Here is a 4,005-nt window from a genome sequence, read left to right as displayed (position 1 = left end):
TCTTTCGCGCAAAAAACATCTGTTGCCCCGACGCCCCTAGGAAAGCGCCCAGTCAGAACACACATTACAGTGATGAATGCATTTATTACTTAACTTGACGATCTTTCGGCCCTACCCAAAAGCCAATCCCAATGCTAATAGCTACTACAAGAAAAGGTGCATACAAAATAATAAATTGATTCATTATAGTTCCCCCTATGCATGATGATCATGTTTACCGCAAGCATAATCACGATCAAACACAAACCATTTCATTACTAAATATAGTGAAGGTATGAGTAGAACTAACCCTCCAACAAACGCTATCACTAATGCTATCGCCATTGTTTCATTTGTAAAGCTATCATAGACCGACAAATACGGATACAGTAAATACGGATAATGTGAAATACCATAGCCGAAAAATGCAAAGCCAAACTGAGCGACCATTAAAAAGACGGCTATACCATAGTTTTTCTTTTTAAATAAAAGAATTAATGTTATAAGAAATAGCACACCCGAAATGGCGAAAAGCCACCATAGATTTAACATATTTTCATAATGCTCAGGCACATGTCCCTTTAACTCCACCATAATCCCTATTACACTTATTACGAGCGGCAAAGACCAACCGAGCGCATATTTTCTCATTAAATCTGAAGCATGTTCATCTCGCGCTCTTTTCCCATACCATGTTAAAAAAACAGCCGAAATATACAAAACTGCCACTATACTTAATAGCACAATAGACCAAGTTAACGGATTCGTGAAAAGTTTAGCAATTTGCAAATGTGGTTCTTTATTTACAATTTTCACGAACCCTCCCTCAGATATCGTTAACACAATAGAAAGGGATGCAGGTATAAATAAACCAGTAATTCCGTACATCATTGTATAACCAATGTGTCCACCTTTTTCACTGTAGGATTCAAAAGCATAATAACTCCCTCTAATTGCTATCAATATTAATGAGATACTAACTGGCACTAGCAAAATTGTGCCGTAATAATAAGCTGTTTGAGGAAAGAAACCTACCATTCCAACAAAGAAAAATACAAGAAAGACATTGGTAATTTCCCATACCGGAGATAAATAGCGCTTAATAATATTGGCTAGTATTTGGTCTTTACCAATCAAGACACTATAAGCACTAAAGAAGCCCGCTCCAAAGTCTATGGACGCAACAATGACATAGCCGAAAAGAAATAACCATAGTACTGAAATTCCTAATATCTCTAAGCTCATTGCCCTGCACTTCCTTCCACTTGTTTATGTTCTTCAATTTCAAGTTCAATCGGATTGTTACGGAACATACGAATAAGTACGACGATACTTCCTATCCCTAATACAATGTACAGCCCTGCAAATAGTATTAGCATAGTATCGACTTGGCCACTTGTTGTGGCAGCTTCCGCTGTTTTCATATAACCACGAAGTATCCATGGCTGGCGTCCTACTTCCGCAAACCACCAGCCTGCCTCTACAGCAATAAGCGATAATGGACCACTTGCTACTACTATTCTCTTAAAGCTTTTTGAAGAAATAAACTTCCATCCCCGCCACTTACCTAGCACATAACTAACTGCTACGACTATTAATAAAGTTCCGATTACTACCATGATGTCAAACAAATAATGGATATAAAGTGGTGGCTGTTCATCGTTCGAAAATTGATCTAAACCTTTTACTTCAGCAAAAGGATTATTATGCGCCAATACACTTAGTGCGTATGGTACTTTAATGGCGTATTTCACTTCTTCTCCATCCAGCACGCCGAATAGCACAAGTGAAGCATCCTCTTTTGTTTCAAAATGCCATTCAGCAGCAGCTAATTTTTCTGGTTGATATTCAGCTAAATACTTCCCTGAAAAGTCACCTACAACGAGTGCCGCTAGCGAAAATACTAGTCCAAGTTTCAATAAAAGATGTAAGGCTTTTTTATGATACACATGCTTCGATCCTCGCAGCATACGATAAGCTGCAATAGAAGCTAATAAAAATGCTGCTGTCATATAAGATGTTACTAATACATGCGCTACCTTCGTTGGCATTGCGGGATTTAACATAGCCAATACCGGTTGAATATTTACAAGCTCTCCATCTACAAGGTCAAAGCCCTGTGGCGCGTTCATAAATGCATTCACAATCGTAATAAAAACAGCCGACATAGATGCACCAATAGCTACCGGGATCAATAATAAAAGATGTCTCTTTGGATTTTTGAATCGATCCCATGTATATAAATAAAGCCCTAAGAAAATTGCTTCAACAAAGAACGCGAACGTTTCCATAAACAATGGTAATGCAATTACCTGACCAGCCAATTCCATAAAGTTTGGCCATAGTAGCGATAGCTGCAATCCAATCGCAGTACCAGTGACAACTCCGATTGCCACAGTAATCACAAATCCTCTTGCCCATCTTCTTGCGAGTAATAAATAGTGTTCGTCATTATTTTTCAATCCAACCCATTGAGCAATCATGATCATTAAAGGTATACCGACACCAATTGTTGCGTAAACGATATGGAATGACAATGTTAACTCTGTTAAGGCCCGACTCCACATTACAGCTGAATCATTCATTTTATTTCATCTCCTAGGTACCAAAAATTCTCCCAATTATCGAAAGAAACATTATTCCAGCTACTAAAAAACTTATAAGTATCAGCTTTTTCTCATGTGATTTATACGTAGCAACCTTTTGTTTTTTCATCATAGTAAATCAACCCAAATTTTAATTGCTGTCGCTAAGATGAGTATAGCTAAAATACTTTGCAAAATTTTCGTATTCATCTTTTTACCTATTTTTGCGCCAAGTGGAGCCGCCAGTAAACTTGCCACTATCATGATGACTGCAGAATAGTAATCGACTTGCCCTGTCATTAACTTCCCGACTGTTCCTCCGATCGATGAGATAAACGTAATAGCTAGGCTAGTTGCAATCGTCATACGCGTTGGAATACCGAGCACTACAAGCATTATCGGAACAAGCAAGAAACCACCTGCAGCACCAACAATCCCTGAACCAATCCCAACAATAAATGCTAAAATTGCCGCTAGTGGCTTGTTGAAAGTTACTTCATTCATCGGCATATCTTCGATTTGTTTCTTAGGAACAAACATCATCACAGCTGCAATCAATGCTAAAACGCCGTATACGATATTCACACTGTTTTCAGATAAAAACTGTGATCCGTAGCTCCCAACAAAGCTACCAGCTAAAATTGCTCCACCCATATAAATAATGAGAGGCTTATTAAGATAGCCACCCTTTCGATATGCCCAAACACCTGCTATCGACGCAAAAAACACTTGTACCGCACTGATGCCTGAAACTTCATGTGCTGAAAATGCGACTAAGCCAAAAAGTGGCGGTATATAGAGTAGCATTGGGTATTTAATGATTGAACCGCCTATTCCCAACATACCGGACACAAAAGATCCAACGAATCCAATCAAGAAAATGACAATTATAAATGTTATATCCACTGTGCTTGCATCTCCTTTTATTTATGTGCTTTCAGTATAGTCCTGCTGTAATTTCAGACATATAGGGGTTTTCCACTATTAGCTTTACTCACTGTGACAATATTGCAAATTATTTCGGATAGAATCAATTGGCATAATTACTTCCAAAGTCAGTTTTGTGCTATGCTTGCAGATGTATTTTTCGCGAAAGCGCAGCGGCAGATGTTTTTTGCGCGAAAGCACAGCGGCAGCGGCAACATGAGGGCTGACACGATGTCGGTCATTTCGGTATTGCCACAGTACGTGGCATTCTTAGACTGAGTTTCTCTATTCCAGCAGATGTTTGGACATTTACTGAACGGAGATAAAAAAAAGACCACTCACGTCCGGAGGGCACTGAAAAACTTACGTTTTCATAAAAGCGAACCTTTCTCAGATAAAAATAAGGCACTTCTTGTTCAATTTTGAACAGGAAGCGCCTTATTTCTGTCTCTATTCCTTATTCATTTTCATTTAGTAGCTTTAATATCCGTTTCAAATTGACAGCGAATATCGT

The 4,005-nt window shown here is 38.6% G+C and carries 4 protein-coding genes; all 4 read right to left on the bottom strand.

Translation table 11 applies throughout. From position 1 onward, the window contains the following. Positions 1-85: 85 nt before the first annotated feature. The gene (gene cydS, locus ACIPKN_RS26030; protein ID WP_400941765.1) at positions 86-184 is read right to left on the bottom strand and encodes a cytochrome bd oxidase small subunit CydS family protein; all 99 of its coding nucleotides are present in this window, start codon (positions 182-184) and stop codon (positions 86-88) included. Between the two features lie 11 nt (positions 185-195). Continuing rightward, positions 196-1,224, bottom strand: coding sequence for a cytochrome d ubiquinol oxidase subunit II (locus ACIPKN_RS26025; RefSeq protein ID WP_400941762.1), 1,029 nt, complete (start codon positions 1,222-1,224; stop codon positions 196-198). Further along, positions 1,221-2,564, bottom strand: a complete 1,344-nt coding sequence (locus tag ACIPKN_RS26020; protein WP_400941760.1) for a cytochrome ubiquinol oxidase subunit I — start codon at positions 2,562-2,564, stop codon at positions 1,221-1,223. Before ACIPKN_RS26020 ends, ACIPKN_RS26025 begins: the two co-directional genes overlap by 4 nt. Before the next feature lie 129 nt (positions 2,565-2,693). Beyond that, positions 2,694-3,470 (bottom strand): sulfite exporter TauE/SafE family protein, encoded by a 777-nt coding sequence (locus ACIPKN_RS26015; protein WP_400941758.1) that lies wholly within the window; start codon positions 3,468-3,470, stop codon positions 2,694-2,696. Between the last annotated feature and the right edge of the window lie 535 nt (positions 3,471-4,005).

The sequence above is a fragment of the Lysinibacillus sp. NPDC086135 genome, assembly GCF_044746345.1.
GTDB lineage: Bacteria > Bacillota > Bacilli > Bacillales_A > Planococcaceae > Lysinibacillus.
The sequence above is the reverse complement of the archived record's forward strand: the minus strand, read 5'-3'. Positions and strand labels throughout refer to the sequence as shown.

Bases quoted from the DNA above. Each gene is read 5' to 3' on its own strand.
- cydS (WP_400941765.1), bottom strand. From the start codon at position 184: ATGAATCAATTTATTATTTTGTATGCACCTTTTCTTGTAGTAGCTATT.
- ACIPKN_RS26020 (WP_400941760.1), bottom strand. From the start codon at position 2,564: ATGAATGATTCAGCTGTAATGTGGAGTCGGGCCTTAACAGAGTTAACA.
- ACIPKN_RS26025 (WP_400941762.1), bottom strand. From the start codon at position 1,224: ATGAGCTTAGAGATATTAGGAATTTCAGTACTATGGTTATTTCTTTTC.